Source organism: Amycolatopsis sp. CB00013, assembly GCF_001905755.1.
GTDB lineage: Bacteria > Actinomycetota > Actinomycetes > Mycobacteriales > Pseudonocardiaceae > Amycolatopsis > Amycolatopsis japonica.
The window spans coordinates 741968-761430 of record NZ_LIWC01000002.1 but is presented as its reverse complement, the minus strand read 5'-3'; the positions used below and the strand labels follow the sequence as shown (position 1 = coordinate 761430).

The 19463-nt window shown below is 69.3% G+C and carries 19 protein-coding genes; 9 read left to right on the top strand and 10 right to left on the bottom strand.

The annotated features are described in order from the left end of the window. Positions 1-158: 158 nt before the first annotated feature. The 3 genes from AMK34_RS13615 (at position 159) to AMK34_RS13605 (ending at position 2692) form a co-directional block, all read left to right on the top strand. Positions 159-524 carry a type II toxin-antitoxin system RelE/ParE family toxin gene (locus tag AMK34_RS13615; RefSeq protein WP_073845585.1) on the top strand — a complete coding sequence of 122 codons (366 nt, stop codon included), beginning with the start codon at positions 159-161 and terminating at the stop codon, positions 522-524. Between the two features lies 1 nt (position 525). Continuing rightward, positions 526-864 carry an XRE family transcriptional regulator gene (locus AMK34_RS13610; protein ID WP_037335250.1) on the top strand — a complete coding sequence of 113 codons (339 nt, stop codon included), beginning with the start codon at positions 526-528 and terminating at the stop codon, positions 862-864. A 61-nt stretch (positions 865-925) separates the two neighbouring features. Next, positions 926-2692 (top strand): Hsp70 family protein, encoded by a 1767-nt coding sequence (locus tag AMK34_RS13605; protein WP_073845583.1) that lies wholly within the window; start codon positions 926-928, stop codon positions 2690-2692. Here AMK34_RS13605 and pcp read toward each other — a convergent pair whose 3' ends face one another. Next, positions 2693-3328 (bottom strand): pyroglutamyl-peptidase I, encoded by a 636-nt coding sequence (gene pcp / locus AMK34_RS13600; protein WP_073845581.1) that lies wholly within the window; start codon positions 3326-3328, stop codon positions 2693-2695. Between the two features lie 26 nt (positions 3329-3354). Further along, positions 3355-4770: a M1 family metallopeptidase gene (locus AMK34_RS13595; protein ID WP_073845578.1), complete on the bottom strand. Its 1416-nt coding sequence runs from the start codon at positions 4768-4770 to the stop codon at positions 3355-3357. Positions 4771-4967: 197 nt separating this feature from the next. Here AMK34_RS13595 and AMK34_RS13590 point away from each other — a divergent pair, with 197 nt between their 5' ends. After that, the gene (locus tag AMK34_RS13590; RefSeq protein WP_073845576.1) at positions 4968-8153 is read left to right on the top strand and encodes a BTAD domain-containing putative transcriptional regulator; all 3186 of its coding nucleotides are present in this window, start codon (positions 4968-4970) and stop codon (positions 8151-8153) included. Between the two features lie 61 nt (positions 8154-8214). Here AMK34_RS13590 and AMK34_RS13585 read toward each other — a convergent pair whose 3' ends face one another. Together AMK34_RS13585 and AMK34_RS13580 are read right to left on the bottom strand one after the other, a co-directional pair. Further along, positions 8215-9015: an ABC transporter permease gene (locus AMK34_RS13585; RefSeq protein WP_073845574.1), complete on the bottom strand. Its 801-nt coding sequence runs from the start codon at positions 9013-9015 to the stop codon at positions 8215-8217. Beyond that, a complete protein-coding gene (locus AMK34_RS13580) occupies positions 9012-9989 on the bottom strand; it encodes a daunorubicin resistance protein DrrA family ABC transporter ATP-binding protein (RefSeq protein ID WP_038520829.1) in 978 nt (325 codons plus the stop codon). Before AMK34_RS13580 ends, AMK34_RS13585 begins: the two co-directional genes overlap by 4 nt. Positions 9990-10126: 137 nt before the next feature. Between AMK34_RS13580 and AMK34_RS13575 the strand changes: the two genes are divergently transcribed. Next, entirely contained in the window at positions 10127-11155 is a 1029-nt protein-coding gene (locus AMK34_RS13575; RefSeq protein ID WP_073845572.1) for an endonuclease/exonuclease/phosphatase family protein, read from the top strand. Positions 11156-11180: 25 nt separating this feature from the next. Beyond that, entirely contained in the window at positions 11181-12011 is an 831-nt protein-coding gene (locus tag AMK34_RS13570) for a hypothetical protein (RefSeq protein WP_073845571.1), read from the top strand. On the opposite strand, the gene AMK34_RS13565 is transcribed toward AMK34_RS13570, so the two are convergent. Next, positions 12004-12816, bottom strand: coding sequence for an SIR2 family NAD-dependent protein deacylase (locus AMK34_RS13565; protein ID WP_073845569.1), 813 nt, complete (start codon positions 12814-12816; stop codon positions 12004-12006). The genes AMK34_RS13570 and AMK34_RS13565 overlap by 8 nt on opposite strands. Then, on the bottom strand, positions 12809-13117 hold the full coding sequence (locus AMK34_RS13560) for an antibiotic biosynthesis monooxygenase family protein (RefSeq protein WP_038520818.1): 309 nt from the start codon (positions 13115-13117) through the stop codon (positions 12809-12811). Before AMK34_RS13560 ends, AMK34_RS13565 begins: the two co-directional genes overlap by 8 nt. 61 nt (positions 13118-13178) lie before the next feature. On the opposite strand from AMK34_RS13560, the gene AMK34_RS13555 reads away from it, so the two are divergent. Next, a complete protein-coding gene (locus AMK34_RS13555; protein WP_241832765.1) occupies positions 13179-14381 on the top strand; it encodes an FAD-dependent monooxygenase in 1203 nt (400 codons plus the stop codon). 170 nt (positions 14382-14551) lie between these two features. Here the strand turns inward: AMK34_RS13555 and AMK34_RS13550 are convergent, their stop codons facing one another. Then, a complete protein-coding gene (locus tag AMK34_RS13550) occupies positions 14552-15994 on the bottom strand; it encodes a M1 family metallopeptidase (RefSeq protein ID WP_073845565.1) in 1443 nt (480 codons plus the stop codon). Between AMK34_RS13550 and AMK34_RS13545 the strand changes: the two genes are divergently transcribed. Next, complete coding sequence (locus AMK34_RS13545; RefSeq protein WP_143202449.1) at positions 15993-16790, top strand: alpha/beta fold hydrolase; 798 nt, start codon at positions 15993-15995, stop codon at positions 16788-16790. The genes AMK34_RS13550 and AMK34_RS13545 overlap by 2 nt on opposite strands. Here AMK34_RS13545 and AMK34_RS13540 read toward each other — a convergent pair. The 3 genes from AMK34_RS13540 to AMK34_RS13530 all read right to left on the bottom strand — a co-directional run bounded on the left by AMK34_RS13540 (position 16772) and on the right by AMK34_RS13530 (position 18615). Next, the gene (locus tag AMK34_RS13540) at positions 16772-17206 is read right to left on the bottom strand and encodes a thioredoxin family protein (protein WP_038520812.1); all 435 of its coding nucleotides are present in this window, start codon (positions 17204-17206) and stop codon (positions 16772-16774) included. The two genes, AMK34_RS13545 and AMK34_RS13540, sit on opposite strands and share 19 nt — an antisense overlap. Before the next feature lie 12 nt (positions 17207-17218). Next, on the bottom strand, positions 17219-17569 hold the full coding sequence (locus AMK34_RS13535; protein ID WP_037335273.1) for a rhodanese-like domain-containing protein: 351 nt from the start codon (positions 17567-17569) through the stop codon (positions 17219-17221). Between the two features lie 92 nt (positions 17570-17661). After that, positions 17662-18615, bottom strand: a complete 954-nt coding sequence (locus AMK34_RS13530) for a LysR family transcriptional regulator (RefSeq protein WP_038520809.1) — start codon at positions 18613-18615, stop codon at positions 17662-17664. Between the two features lie 159 nt (positions 18616-18774). On the opposite strand from AMK34_RS13530, the gene AMK34_RS13525 reads away from it, so the two are divergent. Further along, positions 18775-19461 (top strand): tRNA-dependent cyclodipeptide synthase, encoded by a 687-nt coding sequence (locus tag AMK34_RS13525; RefSeq protein WP_038520806.1) that lies wholly within the window; start codon positions 18775-18777, stop codon positions 19459-19461. The last annotated feature ends 2 nt before the right edge of the window (positions 19462-19463 follow it).

Genomic DNA, 19463 nt, shown 5'->3' with positions numbered 1-19463 from the left:
GGACGACACGCGTGATTGGGCGCGGGACTCACGTGATTGGAGGCGGAACTCGCGTGCGGTCCTTGCGGTTGCGGAAGGCCCCGAGGCGGAAGCGCACCTTCGTGGGAACTCTGGTCTTCGAGCCTCGACCGATATAAGGTCTACATTATGGTCGGCTGATGCAGTGGGAGATCGAACTTCACGAGGAAGTGGATCGCTGGTTCGCGGCGCTGTGTCGGGAAGAACCGCGTACGGCCGACCGGGTCGAAGAGGCGATCGACATGCTGGCTCGTGAAGGTCCCCGGCTCGGGCGGCCGCTGGTCGACCGGATCAGCGGATCGCGAAGACACAACTTGAAAGAGTTACGCCCGGCGTCTGCCGGGCATACCGAGATCAGGATCTTGTTCGTCTTCGATCCGGCGCGCAGGGCCGTGCTCCTGGTGGCCGGTGACAAGGCCGGAAACTGGAAACGGTGGTACGACATCAACATCCCGATCGCGGAGGAGCGATACCGGCACCATCTCGACGCGATGGAGGAAGGCTGAAATGGGTCGGTCCTGGAAAGAGGTCAAGGCCGAAAAGCTCGCCGCGGACCGTGACGCCGGCCGCGACGTCGAAGCCGCGCGGGCCGAGGCGCGGGAAGCCACTCAGGCGTACGTTCTCGGCTTCCGGCTGTCGCGACTGCGTGAGGACGTCGGACTGAGCCAGGCCGAGGTCGCCAAGCGGATGGGCGTCAGCCAGCCGCGGATCAGCCAGCTCGAGCAGGGTGATCCGAGCCAGATGGAATTGGACACGCTCCGCAGGTACATCGGCGCCTTGGGTGGCCGCATGCGCGTGGTCGCCGATTTCGACGATCACGACGTCACCATTTCCACCGCCGTCTGAACCCGCCCCGGTCTCCCGATCTTCGCGTGAGACGATGCCTTCGGGTCCGGGAGGGGGTCAGGTGGACGTTCTGGCGATCGATTTCGGTACCTCCAGCACGGTGGGGGTGCTTTCGATCCACGGCAGGAGGACGCAGGTCGTCGAGATCGACGGGTCGGTGACGATGTCGTCCGCGATCTACGCCGACAAGGACGGCACGGTCTTCGTCGGCCGCGACGCCGAACGCCGGGCCCGGCTGGATCCGAGCCGGTTCGAGGCGAATCCGAAGCGGCGCATCGACGAAGGCGCCCTCCAGCTCGGTGAGGTCTCGCTTCCCATCGCCGACGCGTTCGCCGCTGTCCTGCGCCGCGTCGGCGAAGAGGCCGAGCTGCTCCTTCAGCGGATGCCCGCGCAGGTGCGCATTTCGCACCCCGCGGGCTGGGGCCCGGATCGCAAGCAGATCCTCCGCGACGCCGCGCTCAAGGCCGGATTCCCCACCACGGTGCTCATTCCCGAGCCGGTCGCGGCCGCCGCGCATTACGCCTCGCTCAACAACGGCAGGCGCCCGCCCGGTCCGATCGCGGTGTACGACCTCGGGGCCGGCACCTTCGACTGCGCCGTCGTCGGCGTGAGCGCGCAGGGGTTCGCCGTGCTCGCCGAGGACGGGCTGCCCGATCTCGGCAGTCTCGACATCGACCAGGCGCTGCTGGTGCACATCGGCCGCGAGGTGTCGCATTCCGATCCCGCGCACTGGCAACGGATCCTGCGCCCGCAGTCGGTCAGCGACCGCCGGACGCGCCGGTCGTTGCTGCAGGATGTCCGTGACGCCAAGGAAAGCCTGTCCCGCCACCAGCAGACCGAGATCCCGATGCCGGAGCCCTTCGGCGACGTGCGGGTGACACGGATGGAGCTCGAAGCGCTCGTCCGGCCGAGTTTCCTGCGCAGCGGCGAACTCCTGGCGACCACGATCCATCGCGCCGGGCTGACCCCGGACCGGCTCGGCGGCGTCTACCTCGTCGGCGGGCCGAGCCGGATGCCGTTGCTGGCGAGCCTGCTGGCGAACCAGCTCCGGATCGCGCCGACCACGCAGGACCAGCCGGAGACGGCGGTCGCGTTCGGGCTGCATCACGTGCCCACCGGTGGCGAGGATTCCCAGCTGACCGTGCCCGCTTTCGCGCCGGTGCGGCCACAGCCCGTCCAGCAGCCGGTTCAGCAACAGCCTCCGCCTGCGCGGCGTCCGCAGCCGCCGCGCTGGACACCGCCGCAGCCACCGCCCGGCCGGAACTGGCAGAAGCCCACCACCTACGGCGTCGTCGCGCTCGCCCTCGCGGCGATCGTGACGACGATCGTCCTGCTCACCGGCGGCGAGGACGAGCCGGTCGCCGGACCGGCCCCGGCGAAACCGGTGAGCTGCGATCAGCCCGGGGCGAAGGACGCGCAGGGATTCACGGACTGTCTCCGCCGGATCGCCGCCGTCATCCCGCAGCGGGACGAATGCCGGGACGCGCCGGACGCGGCCGCCACGGTGGGCGCGTCGTCGGCGGTCACCTGCGTGTTCAAGGACGCCAAAGGATCGAACGCGATCAACTACTACCAGGGCGTCGCGATGACCGGCCTGGAGGACGGCGTCCGGCAGCGGATGACCAAGGGAAAGCCCGCAGAGGGCACCTGGGCGGCCGACGGCCTCCGAGGGCGCTATGTGGCGGGCGTAGGCGCGCGAAGCGGCATCGTGCTCTTCGGGACCGAAGACGCGCCGTTGAGCGCGATGCTCGTCTCGACCCGCAGCGACGGCACCGCGCGGACGACCGCGGAGATGGTCGAGTTCTTCACCGCACAGCTCAAACCTTGATCAGTGCAGGGTGCCCGCCGGTGTCGAAAGGTCTTCGGTCACCGAAAGCGCGGTGTCCACGATGATCTCCAGCGCCTCGGCGGCCCGGTGCACGGCCAGGCTCGGCGCGGTGGTCCGCGCTGCCTGCTCCGGGGTGTACGGCACGTGCACGAAACCGCCGCGTACCCCGGGAAAGTCGTTGTCCAGCAAGTGCATCAGGCCGTAGAAGACCTGGTTGCACACGTACGTCCCGGCGGTGTGCGAGACCGACGCCGGCAGCCCCGCGTCCTTGATCCCCGTGACACAGGCCTTCACCGGCAAGGTGGTGAAGTACGCGTTGGGCCCGCCGGGGATCACCGGGACGTCGACGGGCTGCGAGCCCGCGTTGTCCGGGATGCGCGCGTCGATCAGGTTGATCGCGACCCGCTCCGGGGTGACGTCGGGGCGGCCGCCCGCCTGGCCGACGCAGATCACCAGATCCGGGCGGTACTCGTCGATCGCGTCGCGCAAGGTGACCAGCGAACGCGAGAAGACGCACGGCAGTTCGACGGCCACGGTGTCGTTCCGACGGCCGGTGAGCAGGGAAACCGCCTGCCACGACGGATTCACCCGCTCACCGCCGAACGGTTCGAAACCGGTGAGGAGCACAGACGTCATGCCCTCACCCTAACGTGTGACACACCTCAGGCGGCGGGCTTGAGGTCCCCCGGGTAGAGGTACTCGGGCGCCGGCTTGGTGTTGCCGTAGAACCACGCGTCGAAGAAGCCCTGAAGGTTCTTGTGCGCGACGCGCTCGGCGAACCTCTGGAACTCCGGCAGGCTCGCGTTGCCGTCGCGGTGGATGGCGGGCCACGTCTTGAGGATGCGGTCGAACGGCGCCGCGCCGATGTAGTTCTTCAACGCGTGCAACGCCGCCGGGCCCTTCGAGTACACGTACGTGAACTCGTTGCCGGGCCCCATGTCGTACAGCTTCCCTGCCCAGAACCGGTCCGTCGCCTTCTGCACGGCGTTCAGGTAGCGCGCCTTGAGGTCCTGCCCCGACTTCGCCTCGGACCACAGCCATTCCGCGTACGACGCGAAGCATTCGTTGAGGCAGACGTCCTTCCACTTGTCGACGGCGACCGAGTCGCCCCACCACTGGTGGGCGTTCTCGTGCACGATCGTCGGGATGTTGCCCGCCGCGCCCGAGTAGATCGGCCTGCTCAGCGTCTCCAGCGAGAACCCGATCGGCTCGGCGAGGAAGATGCCGCCCGCCGCGTCCACCGGGTAGCGCCCGAACTTCGACGCCAGGAAGTCGATGATCTCCGGCAGCCGCGCCTCGGCCTGTTTGGTCGACGCGGGGGTGCCGGGGGCGTAGGCGTTGACGACCGGGGTGCCGTCGGACAGCTTCGTCCGCTCGAACTCCCATTTGTCGATCGCGACCGTCGTCATGTACGGCACGGCCGGGGTCTCTTCGGCCCAGACGTAGGTGGTCTTCGGCCCGTCGGCGAAATGCCCGCGCTCGCGGCCGTTCGAGATGACGCCCCATTCCGAGGGCACGGTGACGGCGAGGTGGAAGGTCGCCTTGTCGCGCGGGGTGTCGTTGACCGGGTACCAGGTGGTCGCGGATTTCGGCTCGCCCGCGACGAACGCGCCGCCGGATTTCGCGTACTGCCAGCCGTTCTCGCCCAGCGCCGGATCCTCGATCGGCTGCGGGACACCGTGATACGCGATTTCGGCGGTGAACCGCTCGTGGTTCCGCAGCGGACGCGCCGGGGTGATCACGAGTTCGTGGTCGCCGGTGCGGGTGAAGGCCGCCTTGCGCCCGTTGACCTTGACCGAGTCGACGGTCAGCCCGTGCAGGTCGAGGTTGAACGAGCTCAGCGCCTGGGTGGTCCGTCCGGTGATCGTCTGCAGGCCGGTGAGCTGCTTGGTGGCGGGCTCGTAGCCGATTTTCAGGTTGTAGTCGCCGACGTCGTAGCCGCCGTTGCCGTCCTGCGGGTAGTAGCTGTCGCCCGCGCCGTCGGCGCCGGGTTTCCCGGTGTCGGCGAGGGCGGTCCCGCCGCCGAGGACACTCGCGGCCAGAACGGCGGCGATGACGGCCGCACTCCGGTACCTCATTCACGCTCCCAGTCGATCGGCTGTGACTTGGCCTCGAACGTAGCGCCGTGACGTCGGCCTACCGCCCGGAAAGCTCCCTGGTGCCCGGATAATCCCCACTTCCGTCGCCTGATCGAGGTCCGGAAGTCCGACAGCACGCTCTGAGAGACACAGCCTGGTCGGGCTATGCGTTTGCGGCTTCTGGAAAGCTGGGGTCCGTGCGTGTGACGCTGCTGGGCCCGGTCGGAGCGGAGGCCGGTGACGGCACCCCGGTCGACATCGGCGGTGCCCGCCTCCGCATGCTCTTGGCCAGGCTCGCGCTGGAGCCCGGGCGCGCCGTCCCGGCGACGGCCCTCGTCGACGGTCTTTGGGGCGCGGAGCCGCCCGCCGACGCGGCGAACGCGCTGCAGTCCCTGGTCTCGCGGCTGCGCAAGGTCCTGCGCGCCGAAGACGTCGCCCTCGACTCCGGCCCGGGCGGTTACCGGCTGGACGTCGCCCGCGAGGACGTCGACGTGTGCCGCTTCGAGCGGCTGGCCGCGGAGGGGCGCGCGGAACTCGCGGCTGGCCGGGACGCCGGTGCGGCCGCGATCCTCGCGGAGGCGCTCGGGCTCTGGCGTGGTCAAGCGCTGTCCGACGTCCTCGACGCTCCTTTCGCGCAGGCACCGGCGACCCGCCTGGAGGATCTGCGCCTCGAAGCCGCCGAAGACCGTTTCGAAGCGGAGATCCGGCTCGGCGGGCAAGACCGGGTGCTGGCGGATCTCAAGGAGGCCGCCGCGCGGTATCCGCTGCGCGAACGGCTCGCCGGGCTGTGGATCCGGGCGCTGTGCGCGGCCGATCGCCAGTCCGACGCCCTCGCGGTCTACGAGGAGGTCCGGGCGGCGCTGGCCGATCAGCTCGGCGTCGATCCCTCGGCCGAACTCCAGGAGATCCATCTCGCGGCGTTGCGCGGTGAACTCGGCCCGCCACCCGCGCCCGCCGATCATCTGCCGGTGCGGCTGACCAGTTTCGTCGGCCGTGACGACGAGTTGAAGCTGATCGCCGAACTCCTCGCCGGTGCGCGGCTGGTGACGCTCGTCGGGCCCGGCGGCGCGGGGAAGACGCGGCTGGCCACGGAGGTCGCGACGCGGCATCCGGCGCACGCGCGCGGACGCGTCTGGTTCGTGCCGCTCGCCGGCGTCCGCGACCCCGGTGACCTGCCCGGCGCGGTCTTCGCGGCGCTGGAGCTGTGGGATCTCGGCCTTTCGCACGCCGGCGATCCGATGCGCCGCCCGGCGGACGCGCTGGCCAGGGTCGTGGAGACGCTCGGCGCCGGTGAAGCGGTACTGGTGCTGGACAACTGCGAGCATCTGGTCGACGCGGCGGCGGAGCTGACGAACACCCTGCTGCGGCGGGTGCCGACCTTGCGCGTCCTCGCGACGAGCCGGGAGGCGCTGGCCATCGACGGCGAGACGCTGTGCCCGCTCGGTCCGCTGTCCGTCCCGGAGGGCACGCCGACGGTTTCCCAGGCGGCCGAGGCGGGCGCGATCCGGCTGTTCGTCGACCGGGCGGTGGCCGTGCGCCCGGACTTCCGGCTCGACGAGTCCACAGTGGACGACGTCGCGCAGATCTGCCGCAGGCTGGACGGGATGCCGCTGGCGCTGGAGCTGGCTGCGGCGCGGCTGCGGTCGATGACCGTCGCGCAGATCTCGCGGCGTCTCGACGACCGGTTCCGCCTGCTGACCTCCGGCAGCCGGACGGCGCTGCCGAGGCAGCGCACGCTGCGTGCCGTCGTCGAGTGGAGCTGGGACCTGCTCGACGACGCCGAACGCGTGCTCGCCAGACGGCTTTCGGTGTTCGGGGGCGGTGCCGAGGTCGAAGCGGTCGAAAGCGTCTGCGCCGACGAAGACCTGCCCGCCGAGGACGTCCTGTACGTCCTCGGCTCGCTCGTCGAGAAGTCCATTGTGGACGCGATCGCCGGGGAGCACGGCGAGCCGCGCTACCGCATGCTGGAGACCATCCGGGCGTACGCGGCGGAGCGCCTCGACGAGGCCGAAGAGCGGGAACGGCTGAGGAAGGCCTATCACCGCTACTACGCCCAGCTCGCAGAGCGGCTGGAGCCGATGCTGCGGACGGCGGATCAGCTCGTCGCCATCTCCCGGTACGACGAGGAGCACGGCAACATCGTGACCGCGCTCCGCCAGGCCATCGACGCCGACGACGTCGAGATGGCGATGCACCTGTTCGGCAGCACGTTCTGGTACTGGCTGATCAAGGGCGACAGCGATCGGGTGGAGTCCTTCGTCGCCGAAGTGCTCACCTTCGGCGACCGCCTGGACGACGACTTCGCGGCCGCGTTCCGGGCGATGCGCGAGATCACCACGATGGTGCCCGGCGTCGGCGACCCGGAAGCCGTGCGCTCGCTCATCGACGAATGCGTGCGGACCGGCGCGTACAACCGGTTCGCCGGGCTGGCCATCGGCCTGCCCATGCTGGCCTTCTTCTCGCTGGACAAGAAGCTCGCGCACCGCGAGGTGGAACGGGCACTGTCGAGCGAGGATCCGTGGTCGAGGGCGGCGGGATCGTGGGCACACAGCTTCGTCCTCACCGACGACGGTGACCCCGACGGCGCCGAACAGGCCAGGGACCGGGCCTACGAAGGGTTCCTGGCGCTGGGCGACCGGTGGGGCACGGCGATGGCGCTGGGCATGAAGGCGAGCGACATCTCGATGTCCGGCGATCACGAGGCCGCGCTCGCGCTGTACCGCCGAGGGCTCGCCCTCGCGCTCGAACTGGGTTCGCAGGACGACGTGATCCAGCAGCGCTGGCGGCTCGCGACGGAGTACGCGCGGGCGGGCGATCTGGACACGGCGACGCGCGAGATGATCGAGGCCGAGCGCTACGCGACCGAAAAAGGCAACGCCCAGCTCGCGGTGATGGTGCTGGTGGGCAAGGCCGATCTGCTCTGCCGCGCCGGACGCGTGGACGAGGCCCGCGAGGTCGCCGTCCGATTCCGGGAGAAGATGGCCTCGGTCGCGGCGCCGGGCATGTTCGGCGAGGAGTTCGGCGGGTACATCGACACCGAGATCGGGTTGGCCGCCGGGGATCTGGCCGCGGCCGAGCGCGGTGCCGCGGTCGTCGTGAAGTCCACCGCGGACCGCGGCGACATCGCCGATCTCGGGCGGATCGTCGAGGTCTGCGGCCTGATCCGGTTCCGGCAGGGCGACCCCGAGACCGCCGTCCGGCTGCTCGGCGCGGCGAAACTGCTGCGCGGCAGGCTGGATCTCGGCGAGCCGGCCATCCGAGACCTGATCGGCGAACTTCGCGAGCGATTCGGCGAAGAGCGCTACGAAGCCTTGCTCACGCAGGATGCCGGGCTTTCCCGCCCCGCCCTGATGTCCTGGGTCCTCCAGGAAGTGGGCGCGTGAAGAAGGGCCCCTCGCCCGGCAGTGGCGAGGAGCCCTTCATGCGCGTTCCCCCTGACCCCCGTCAGACGCGCTTCCGGTAAGCCCACGTGGCGAGCGGGAAGAAGACCGCGAGCGCGGCCGCCATCCAGATCAGCGAACCGGTGAGCGGACCGGCGATCGGCCCGCCGTTCATCAGCCCGCGCAGGACGTCGGACATCTGGGTCACCGGGCTGATGTCGGCCCACGCCTTCAGCCAGCCGGGCATGGTGCCGGTCGGGACGAAGACGTTGCTGCCGAAGGTCAGCGGCATCAGCACCACGAACATCAGGCCCTGCACCGCGCCCGGGCTCTTCACCAGCATCCCGACGAACACCGAGGCCCAGCAGAACGACAGCGCGAACGCGATGACGAGCAGGATCGCCAGCGCGAACTCGGCGGGCCCGGTCTGGATCCGGTAGCCCATGATCGTCGCCACCACCATCAGCACGACCAGGCACACCAGGTACCGCACGATATCGGCCAGCACGGCGCCGATCAGCGGCGCGGACCGCGCGATCGGCATCGCGCGGAACCGGTCGAACACGCCCTTGGTGACGTCGGTGTTCAGCTGGACGCCGACGGTCATGCTGGCCTGCAGGATGTTGAACACCATGATGCCGGGCACGATCATCTGGAGGTAGCTCTCGGTGCTGCCCATGATCGCGCCACCGAACAGGTAGACGAACATGACCAGGAAGATGATCGGCGCGAGCGTGACGTCGGCCAGCTGCTCCGGGTTCTTGCGGATCTTCAGCACTCCGCGCCAGGCGAGGGAAAGCCCGTGCCGCGTGCTGCTCGACAGTGATACGCGCCGTGGTGGTGCGGGCGCGGCGATGGTCGTCATACCAGGCTCCCTTCCGGAGTAGCGTCCTTTGTGGACTCGTCGGTCTTCTTGCCGGTCAGCGCGAGGAACACCTCGTCGAGGCTGGGCAGCCGCAGCGCCAGCTCGTCCGCGGTGATCCCCGCTTCGTCCAGCTTGCGGACCAAAGTGGACAGCAGGACGGGATCGGCGACGGGTGCGGTGAGCAGCCCGGTGTCGTCGTCCCGGTTCGGCCGGACCCCGGTGAGCCCGGCCAGGATGCGCTCGACGGCGTCGAGGTCGGCGAGCGCGGACGGCCGCACCTGCAGCGTCTGGCCGCCGGTCCGCCGCTTGAGCTCGTCGGCCCGACCGTTCGCCACGACGTGCCCGTGGTCGAACACGGTGATCGTGTCGGCCAGCTGGTCGGCCTCCTCCAGGTACTGCGTGGTGAGCAGCACCGTCGTGCCGTCGGCGACCAGCGTCCGGACCACGGCCCAGACCTCGTTGCGGGCGTGCGGGTCGAGCCCGGTGGTCGGCTCGTCCAGGTACAGCACCTTGGGACGGCCGACCAGGCTCGCGGCGAGGTCGAGCCGCCGCCGCATCCCGCCCGAGTAGGTCTTGATCGCGCGGCCGGCGGCGTCGGTGAGCTCGAACCGTTCCAGCAGATCGGCCGCGCGCTTCTTCGCGTCCGCCCTCGAGAACTCCAGCAGCCTGCCGATCAGGACGAGGTTCTCCGTACCGGAAAGGTCCTCGTCGACCGACGCGTACTGCCCGGTCAGCCCGATCATGCTCCGGACCGCCATCGGGTTCTTGACGACGTCGTACCCGAAGACGCTCGCGTGGCCGCGGTCCGGCCGGATCAAGGTGGCCAGGATCCGGACGGCGGTCGTCTTCCCCGCGCCGTTCGGCCCCAGCACCCCGACCACCTTGCCCGCCGGGACCTCCAGATCGACCCCGTCGAGCGCCTTCGTCTCCCCATAGTGTTTGACCAGGCCCTCGGCCCTGATCGCGTGAGTCATCGCTTTCCTCCTGTGGATCTCGCCCCGCGGACAAAGGTGCACCCCTGGCCTGGCAGACCGCGCACAGCGCGCTGGCAGCGGCTGACAGGAACTGATAAGCGCTGGTAGACGCCGTGTGAGGAGGTTGTGAAGGTGTTGTGGAGACCGCTGCCCCGGCGCGCTCGATCGGCATACTCGACGGCATGGTGATCGAAGAACGTCCGGTTCGTCCGGCGGCGCGTCCCGGCGCCGGACGGAAGCTGGTCAGCGGGCTCCTCATCGCGGCGGTCGTGCCGTTCGCGGTGCTGACCGGGCTGCGGCTGGTCGGCTACGACGGCAACACGTACACGATCGCCGCGCTCGCACTGACCCCGTACGCCGGGATCGCGACGCTCGTCCTCGGCGTTCTCGCGCTGGTGCTGCGCCGCTGGTGGACCGCGGTCGTCGCACTGGTGCTGACCTGCACGATCGCGTCCATGGTCCTGCCGCGCGCCTTCGCGAACGAGCAGAGGGCGCTCGACGGGAAGCACGTCCGCGTGCTGGCGTCGAACATGCTCGGCGGCGGGGCGGATCCGGCCAGGATCGTCGGCTACGTGAAGGAACACCAGGTCGACGTCCTGAGCCTGACCGAGCTGACCCCCGAGGCGATCACCGCGCTCGACCGGGCCGGGTTGTTCCAGGTCCTGCCGTACCACGTGCTGCATCCGGCCGAGTGGGCGTCCGGCTCCGGGCTCGTGTCGAAGTACCCGCTCACGCCGTTGAAACTGAGCGGCGACTCGGATTACAAGCAGCCCAGCGCGGGTGTGGATCTCGGGGACGGTGTCCGCGTCGAGGTCGTCGCGGTGCATCCGTCGGCGCCGATGTGGGACCGGCATGAATGGGTCGCCGAGGCCAAGGACCTGCCGTACGCTGACGCCGAGCACGACATCCGGATCCTGGCGGGCGACTTCAACGCGAGCCTGGACCACGCGCTCTTCCGTGAGTTGCTGACCAGGGGATACGTGGACGCGGCCGACGAGCTGGGGAAGGCGTTGGAGGGCACCTGGACGAACGGGATCGCGCCGCCGGTCGCGATCGACCACGTGCTGGCGGACAAACGGACGGCCATCGCGGACTTCAAGGTGCTGGAGACGCCCGGCAGCGATCACGACGCCGTCTACGCGGAGATCGTGCTGCCCGGAAAGTGACCTTCCGCTGGCAGGCTTCCCGCCCATGAGGAAGCTCTGGGGAGTGCTCGCGCTGTCGCTGCTCGCGGCCTGTGTCCCGGGGCAGTTGCCGCCGAGTGAGGCGAAGAGCGCGCTGGGCTTCGCCGCCCGGCCCGGCGAGGCGAACGCCTTCGGTGCCCAGGATCCGGTCGCCGAGATCCAGCGGCTGTTCCGGCCAGGGCCCGGCCGGACCGGGGTGGCGCTGACCCGCGCGGGCCGGACCGCGATCGGCGTCGGCTTCCGGGAGTTCCCCGGGGAAAGCCGGTCGGACCCGATCGCGTGGGTATCTGGGGACGGAGGCACCCGAGAGATCGTGTTGCCGCAGGACAGGCCGGGTCACTGGGCGCCGACCGCGATCGCCGCCGACGGCGAGCGGGTGCTCGTGACCGCGGCCCTCGGCGGAGACGTCCGGGTGTGGGCATCTGGTGACGCGGGCGCCACCTGGACGGTCTCGCAGGTGCTGGTGCGGGCGAGCGACGTCTGGTTCTCCACCGCGCTCCGGGTGGGCGGGAAATGGCTGCTGGCCGGAGGTTCCGCGGCCGGTGCGCTGGTCGTGACCGGCGAGCCCGATGCCTGGGAAATCGCTCCGCTCGGCGATGGCCGGATCCTCGGCGGGACCGTCGGCAAGGCGGGTGAGCCCGTGCTGTTCGGGGACCACGTCGAGTGGAACCGGGGCAAGACGTCGAATCGGTCGTGCTCGGTGGTGTGGGTCGGGCAGGGAGGCTGGCAGCGCGGTGAGCTCGGCTGCCCGGCCGGACGGCTCACCGCCGCGATGACCCTCGACGACGGGCGTGTGGTGCTGAAGGGCGACCGCGACCTGTGGGTGCGGCCTAGCTGAGCAGGGCGTCCAGCGCTTCGAGGGTTTCCAGGCCGTTGGTCGCGAGGGAGACACCGCGGCCGTGCCGGATCCCGGGTTCACGCGGGTTGATCCGCACCAGGGCGCCGGTCGCGGCGCTGGCCAGCTCCGAGTACCGCCGCACCGTCGGCACGGCCTGTCCGGCGCCGAGTTCCACCACCACGAGGTCGCGATGCGCGCGGCGCCACGCGTTCAGCTCGTCGAGCTGGGCCTGGCTGCGCTGCCCGAGCCAGTCGTAGTCGCCGAACATCAGGATGTTGGGCCGGGCGAGACCGCCGCAGCGCGGGCAGGACGGCAGCGGGGTCCGCGCGCGCATGGTGTCTTCGTCGATCGGGACCTCGACGTCGTCCGCGGACCAGATCTCCTTGGTGCACCTTTCGAGGCACTGAAGGTGATGGATGGAGCCGTGCGCCTCGGCGACGTGCGGATAACCCGCCTTCTGGAACTGTCCGTCCACATTGGACGTGAAAGCGCGGGTGCCGCCCGGTTTGCGTGCTCCCCAGGACGACAGGAGACGGAACCCGTCGTGCGGGACGGTGGCGCGATACAGCGCTAGCCGATGCCCGTAGAAACCCCAGGCCAGCTTGGGATCCTCGGCGAAATGACGCGGGTCGGCGAGCTCGACGAAGCTGATGCCCAGCCGCTCGTACGGCGGATATGCCTTCCAGAAACCTTCATCGCCCCGGAAATCGGGCAGGCCGGAGTCGACGCCCATCCCGGCACCGGCGCAGACGAGCAGCGCGCCGGCGCCGTCGATCAGTTCCGCGGCTCGTTCGAGTTCACTCACCCGGCTTCGAAGCCTGGACGACCTCGAATTCCAGCAGGTTCGCACCCGTGGAGACCGGCTTCGCGCGCTCGCCCGCGTGCGCTTCACGCGCCGGGCCGGACGCCCACGCCTGGTACGCCTCTTCGGACTCCCACTTGGTGTAGACGAAGTAGCGCGACTCGCCGGAGACCGGGCGGAGCAGCTCGAAGCCGAGGAAACCGGGCTGATCGTCGACGGCGTGCAGCCGCGCGGCGAACCGCTTCTCCAGCTCGGGGCCTGCGCCTTCGGGTACCTCGATCGCGTTGATCTTCACGACAGCCATGCCGCCAGCCTACGACGAAATCGTTTTGCGCCGCGATGTGATGCGTGGGACCTTCCAGGCGATGGCTGACACCAAGATCCTCATCTCCGGAGCGAGCGTCGCCGGACCGGCCTTGGCCTTCTGGCTCACCCGGTACGGCTTCCAGGTGACCGTCGTGGAGCGCGCGCCGTCGTTGCGTCCCGGCGGCCAGGCCGTCGACCTGCGCGGAACGGCCAAGGAGGTCGCCCGCCGGATGGGGCTCGACGAACGCATCCGCGCGGCCTGCACGGACACGAAGGGCGAGACGCTCGTCGACCGGAAGAACCGCACGAAGGCCACCATCCGCGCCGACGACTTCGACGGCGACGGTGTCGTCGCGGAGATCGAGATCCTCCGCGGCGACCTGACCGAAGTGCTCTACGAAGCGACCAGGGAGCGGACGGAGTACGTCTTCGGCGACCGGATCACCGCGCTGGACGAGCGGGCCGACGGCGTCGGCGTCACCTTCGCGAGTGGTTCGAGGGCGACTTACGACCTGGTCATCGGGGCGGACGGGCTGCATTCGGGCGTGCGGGCGCTGGCCTTCGGCGAGGAATCCCGGTTCGTCCGGCATCTCGGCTCGTACCTGGCGTTCTTCACCGTGCCGAACCGGCTCGGCCTGCGGAACTGGGCCGTCGGCTACGACGACGTCGGCCGGGCCGCCGGGATCCGCGGCGTCCGCGACGGCGACGAGGCGATGGCGTACTTCGGGTTCGCGTCGCCGAAAATCGACTACGACTACCGCGACGTCGATGCGCAGAAGGCGCTGGTCCGCCGGTTCGCCACCGGGATGGAGTGGGAAGCGCCCTGGCTGCTGGACCGGATGGACGAGGCGCCCGACTTCTACTTCGACTCGTGCGCCCAGGTGATCATGGACTCCTGGTCGCGCGGCCGCGTCGGGCTGCTGGGCGACGCCGCTTTCTGCCCTTCGCCGCTGTCCGGGCAGGGCACGAGCCTGGCGTTCGTCGGCGCGTACGTGCTCGCCGGGGAACTCGCCGCCGGTCTCGACACCGGGCTGAAACGCTACGAAGCCGTCATGCGCGAGTTCGTCGAGAAGACCCAGGAGCTGGGGCGGGAGAACGCGGAGTCGATCTTCGCGAAGTCGCGGACGGGTTTGCGGATGCGGTATCTGGCGATGCGGGTCATGCGGCTGAAGCCGTTCGCCGCCCTGGCCTCGCGGAAGATGCGGGACGTCGTGAACGGCATCGCCCTGCCGGACTACCCGGCCCCGCATTCAGAGGACTAAATGCGTGAGTGGGGGTGCCGCGGCGGCTGGTCGCGTGGGCTCCGCCGGTGTTGCGAAAGCCACTTTCGCAACGTTGAAGGTTGCGAAAGTGGCTTTCGCAACGCGCCAGTGCGTGGGTGAGGTGCCCGCACGGCCCGCATTTAGAGGACTAAATGCGGGGTGAGGTGGGGTCAGCCTCGCAGGGTGCCCGGAAGGAGTTCCGCGTCCGGCGGGATCGTCGTCCCGTGGAACCAAGCGTCGAAGAACGGCCGCAGGTCCTGCTCCGAAAGCTTGATCGTGAACGCCTCGAAATCCGCCCAGCTCGCGTTGGCGTTCCGGTGCGCCGCCGGCCATTCCTTCAGCAGCCGCGCGAAAGCGCCTTCGCCGATCTTCCGCCGCAGCGCGTGGACTGCCAGGATCCCCTTGTCGTAGACGCCGTGGAATTCCTGCCCCGCCCCCATGCCGACCAGCTTCGGCTTCCAGAAATCGGTGCTGCCCCGCATGATCTCCAGTGCGGCGCGATAACGGTCGTCCAGGTTCTCGTTGTCCCGCGACTCCTGCCACAGCCATTGCGCGTACGACGCGAGACATTCGTTGAGACAGATGTCCGACCAGGAATTCAGCGTCACCGAATCGCCGAACCACTGGTGTGCGGTTTCGTGCACCACGGTGATCAGGTCGGCCCATTTCGCATAGGTCGGCCTGGTCTGGGTCTCCAGCGAGAAGTGGATGTCCTCGTCGAGATAGATGCCGCCCGCGGCGTCCACCGGGTACGGCCCGAACTTCGAGCTCAGGAAGCCGATGATCTCCGGCAGCCGCCTGCCCGTGTCGCGCCGGTCCTCGGCGCCCGGCGCGTACGCGTTGACCACCGGCGTCCCGTCCGGGAGCGCCATCCGGTCGACGGTGAACTTGTCGATCGCCACCGTGGTCAGGTACGCCGCCACGGGGGTGCGTTCCTGCCAGGACGTCGTCGTCCAGCCGTTCGCCGCGGTCTTCTGGATCTCGCGTCCGTTCGAGATGACGGTCCAGCCGTCCGGCACGCGGGCGTTGAGGGTGAACATCGCCTTGTCGCGCGGGGTTTCGTTGACGGGATACCAGAACGACGCCGAATGCGGCTCGCCGACGATGAACGCGCCGCCGTCCTTCGACTTCTGCCAGCCGTTCTCGCTGCCGCCCGCCTTGGGCGTCGCCGACGGGTCGCCGCCGTAGAGGACCTTGGTGCGGAAGGAGGTCCCGTTCCGGATCGGCTCGGCGGGCGTCACCACCAGTTCGAATTCGCCCTCGCGCGCGAACTTCGCCGGTTTCCCGTCCACTTCAACGGATTGGACCGTCAAGCCGCGTAAGTCCAAGTTGTACCGATTGAGGTCTTGGGTCGCTTTCGCGATCACCGTGGTGTCGCCGTCGAGACGCCCTTTCGCGGGGTCGTAAGTGATCCCGACCTGGTACTCGGTCGCGTCGTAGCCGCCGTTTCCGTCCATCGGGTAATACGGGTCGCCCGCGCCCGAAGCACCCGGCGCCGGGTTCATCGGCGGCGGCGGAGGGGGCGTGGCCGGAGGAGGATCGGCGGTGCAGCCGATAATCAGGGCGCAGACGACCCCCAGGACCAGACCGGCGGCGGGGACACGGCTGCGCATGGAGGGGAGCTTAGTGGTGATTCAGCGCGACGGGTTGGTCACTTTCGGCGGTGACGGGCCACCGATCGTCCTGCTGCACGGGCTGATGGGCAGGGCGACGACGTGGTGGCGGGTCGCGCGAAGGCTCGAACCGTACGGGCGTGTCCACGGCCTCGACGCGCGAGGACACGGACGCGGGCCGCGCGGCGGGCCCTGGCGCACCGAACGGTTCACCGACGACGTCGCGGAAATGCTGCGGACCTTCGACGAACCCGCGGTCCTGATCGGACATTCGATGGGCGGCCTGCACGCGTGGGTCACCGCGGCCCGGCATCCCGAACTCGTCCGCGCCGTGGTCTGCGAGGACTTCGCGCCGGATCAGCGCGGCCGGACCGTGGACACCTGGCGCGGGTATTTCGAGTCGTGGCCGGTCCCGTTCCGGTCGCTGGCCCATGTGCGCGAGTTCTTCGGCGACACCGGCGACTACTTCATCGAATGCGTCGAGGAACGCGAAGACGGCTATCACCTGATCGCGTCGCTCACGGACCTGTACGAGATCGCGGCCGAGTGGGGACGGCGTGATTTCTGGGAGTTCGTCGAACGCGTCAAATGTCCGCTGCTCGCGATCGAGGGCGAACGCACCGCGATGCCGCACGGCCAGCAGGCCGAACTGGCCGCCCGCGTGCCCGGCGGCCTCGGACGGCACATCGTCGTCCAAGGCGCCGGGCACGTGGTGCACGACGAAGCGCCGGAGACCTACCTCGGTGCCGTCGAAGCGTTTCTCTCCGAGGTCATCGGTCAGCCCTTCGCGAGCTGAGCGTCGATCCAGGCGCGCAACCGCGCTTCGCCCGGGTAACCGATGTTCCGCGACGACGGCAGTTCGGCGGCGTTGCGGACGCCGACCAGCGTCGGGAGGTAACGGATGTTGTACCGGGTGGACAGGTCACGGCTCCGGTCGACGTCGACCTCGCCCAGCAGGAACCGCCCGCCGTATTCACCGGCGAGCCGCTCGATCACCGGTTTCATCTGGCGGCACGGCGGGCACCAGGTCGCGCCGAAGTCCATGATGACCAGCTTCTGCTTCGAGATGTCCATGACCTCGGCGTAGTTGGCCGAAGTCACCGTCATCACGTTCTCGGCCTTCGGTGCGGCCGAAGCCACGCCGCCGCCGAATCCGGTGACGAGTGCCAGCGCACCGGCCAGCACGCAGACGAATCGTTTGACCTTGGACAAGACGATCTCCTTTCAGGACGAAGACCAGGTCGGAAGATCGTTCGCGACCCAGTCTTCGATGCCTTCGCGGTACTTGCGGACGTTCGTGTATCCGAGCTCCAGCAGCCGCCGTCCGACGAATTCACTGTTGCGGCACGGCGTGTTCGCGCAATAGACGACGATCGCGGCGGCCTTGTCCGGAAGCACCACGGGTGCCAGCCGGTCGGTGAATTCGGCGGCCCGTTCGTACGGGAAACCCGGAATGTTGCGCGCTTCCGGCAGATGTTCCTTGTCGAAATAGGCGACCGGCATCGTGTCGACCACGACCACCGAACCGGACTCCATCCGGGAAAGCAGTTCCGTACGGGTGATCAACGGCAGCATGGTGCCCCTTCTTTCGGCGACCGTGATTGACGATTCACATCGTCGGACGCCTCGCGGGACACGCTCTAGTGCCGCCTCGGCATGCCGAGGGGTTATCCGGCGGCCACCCTTCCGTGGCGGTGCAACCAGGAGCGGTACGACGCCGTCCGTTCGGCGAGCCGCCAATAGCCCGCCCTCGCCTCGGTGGCGAGTTCCGGGACCCCGTGCGCGCATGGACCGTCTTCCCGCCACGCCAGCACATGCCGCACGCACATCGGCGCGCCCGCCAGCGGCCGGATGGCCAGCCCGTCCGCCGGTGGCCGGGTCGGCTGGACCAGCCCGACCCCGTACCCGCCGCTGACCAGGTCTTCCCGTGCGGTGTCGATGTCGACGTCGTGGGTGATCCGCGGATCGAAACCGTGCGCGAGACACATTTCGCGGAACACCACCCGGCAGCCGTCGCCGCCGCTCGACACGATCCAGTCCTCCCCGGCGAGTTCGGCGAGCTCGATCTCCTCTTCGCCGGCGAGCGGATGTTCCGCGGGGATGGCGACGAAAGACGGCTCCTCGACCAGCGTCAGCGTCCGCACTTCCGGCGGCACGGGGAGACCGCGACGGCCGCAGATCATGATCAGCGCCAGGTCGATGCCCCGGTTCGCGACCTGCGCGAGCAGCCGCGTGCGCGAAGTGTCGGCGCGCGTGCGGAACGGCTCGCCGGGACGCAGGTCGCGCAGGCCGCCGAGCAGTGAACCCGTGATGGCGCTGTCGTTCCAGCCGATCCGGATCGATTCGCCCGTCTCGGGTTCCTGCCGGTGGAAGTCGTGCTCCAGTTCGTCGAAGGTGAGCACGATCGCCCGTGCCCGCCGCAGGATCAGGGCGCCGAGTTCGGTGGGCCGCACCCCGTGCTGGTCGCGGTGGAACAGCGGGCCGCCGACCATCCGCTCGATCCGGCGCAACTGGTGGCTGAGCGCGGGTTGCCCGAGTCCCAGCCCGGCCGCGGCACGATTGAGACTGCCGGCGGCGGCGATCTCACAGATCACGCGAAGATGCCGAACCTGAATCTCCATGACTTCGTATACCGCGACCGGTTCGCGCCCGGCACCCCCGAAAGTAGAGACAGCCGATTTCTCATAACCCGGTGACAACATTCTCCGGCAATACCCGCGCAGGAGTGCCGTGGCTACGTTCGGTCGACGCCCCGCAGATCACGCGAATCAGGAGCCGTCTTGCCGCGACCACTGCCACTCACGGAGCATTGCGCCGATCCGCTGGCGCGGGCCGAGCACGTTTGTCTCGGCGTCAGCCCGTTCAACAGCCATTTCACGGTGGAACGTATCGCCGATCTCGCCCGCTGGGCCATGTCGGCCTTTCGGGGATTCCATTTCTTCGTCCCGGACGGCCCGTCCGCGTTCACCCTCGAAGCGCTCGGTTACGACCCGGTCCGCGCCGCGCAAAAGGCGCAACGACAGGGCAATTACACGCGTAACAAGATCGTCCGCGCGCTACAGCAGGTCTGCCCTTCGGATCCGCACACCTTGATACTGGACGCCGCGGCGCTGGAGGCCGACAGCGCGTACCTCGGCCTGCTTTCCGAGGCGCACCAACGGTTCGCCACCGATCCGGAGTTCGCCGAGCAGTGCCTCGGCGCCACGGGCTGGGTGCTGGACCGGCGCCTGCCCGAAGGCGAACACCCCACCCGTGACCAGCTGCGCAGCGCGGTCCGGTACTTCCTCGCCGAGCTGCCGATGTTCGTCGGCACCGTCGCCGTGGCCGGCGTCGAAAGCTCCGTGTTCGCCTATCACCAGCGGGTCGGCTTCCTCGAACGGCTCTACCGCGGCGAACTCTCGTGGCGGCCGTTGCCGGGCCAAGGTTTCGTCGTCCTCGAACAAGCCGTCCCGGAACGCGTGGAGTGAGC